Genomic DNA, 1287 nt, shown 5'->3' on the forward strand with positions numbered 1-1287 from the left:
CCGTCACATGCCCGTCCACGCCGCGCACCGCCCCGCGCGTCTCCAGCAGCCCCGCCGGCACGCCCCGATCGGCCACCTTGCCGCTCATCGTATCGCTCATTGCGCGCGGCAGCTTTCAAAACCCCGGCGCAGGCGCGGGCGATTGAGGTTCCGGCCGATGAAGACCAGCCGCGATTCCCGCGCCTCCCCCTCCTTCCACGGCCCGATGAACCCGCCATCGGCCATCATGTGCACCGCCTGGAAGGCAAAGCGCCGGTCTTCGCCCGCATAATTCAGGATTCCCTTGGCCCGCAGGATATCCGCCCCCTGCTCCTGCAGCAACGCCCCGATCCAGGCCTGGAACTTCGCCGCATCCAGCGGCTCCTCCACCGCATAGGAGACCGAGGTCACGTTCTCCTCATGCGCATGGCTGGTATCCTCCAGGAAGCGCGGCGCATGCTCCAGCGCCCGCTGCAGGTCGAATCCGCCCTGGTCCAGCACGTCGGTCAGCGCCACGCCACCCCGCTGCGCCCGATGCAGCCGCGCCACCGCGTTGATCGTGCGGATGCGCGCCTCGATCGCCGCCAGCCCCGCCTCGTCCACCAGATCGACCTTGTTGAGGATGATCACGTCGGCGAACGCGATCTGGTTCACCGCCTCGGGGCTCTCGTCGAGCGTCTGCAGAACGTTCGCGGCATCCACGACGGTGACCACCGCATCCAGCCGCGTCCTGCCCCGCACGTCCTCGTCGACGAAGAATGTCTGCGCGACCGGCGCGGGATCGGCCAGCCCGGTGGTCTCGACGATGATGCCGTCGAACTTCGCCCGCCGCTTCATCAGGCTGCCCAGGATGCGGATCAGGTCGCCCCGCACCGTGCAGCAGATGCAGCCGTTATTCATCTCGAACACTTCCTCGTCGGCATCCACCACAAGGTCGTTATCGACGCCCAGCTCCCCGAACTCGTTGATCACGACGGCATATTTCCGCCCATGCTCCGCGGTCAGGATATGGTTGAGCAACGTGGTCTTCCCGGCCCCCAGAAAGCCGGTCAGCACCGTCACGGGCACCAGGGCGTCGCGATTCGCCGGCTGGGTTTCAGACATGTCGTCTCCTGTCCATGCATCCATCGATGCCTGCATATAGGCCCGCCGGCGCGCCCGTCCCATCCCCCCGGCCCCGGAAAGTCGTATTTCAAAGTCGCCCCGACCTCACCCATGAGGCAACTTCACCCCGACGGCACCGCCTCCTCCAGCACCCGCCGCCGCAACGCCTCCAGCCGCATCCGCGCCGCCGGCCGGTCGAATGCC

1 protein-coding gene is annotated in these 1287 nt (G+C 67.4%); it reads right to left on the reverse strand.

Annotated elements, in window-relative coordinates:
• Positions 1-96: 96 nt before the first annotated feature.
• The gene (locus HUK84_RS18790) at positions 97-1083 is read right to left on the reverse strand and encodes a CobW family GTP-binding protein (RefSeq protein ID WP_176641581.1); all 987 of its coding nucleotides are present in this window, start codon (positions 1081-1083) and stop codon (positions 97-99) included.
• Between the last annotated feature and the right edge of the window lie 204 nt (positions 1084-1287).

Source organism: Nguyenibacter vanlangensis (assembly GCF_013376155.1).
GTDB lineage: Bacteria > Pseudomonadota > Alphaproteobacteria > Acetobacterales > Acetobacteraceae > Gluconacetobacter > Gluconacetobacter vanlangensis.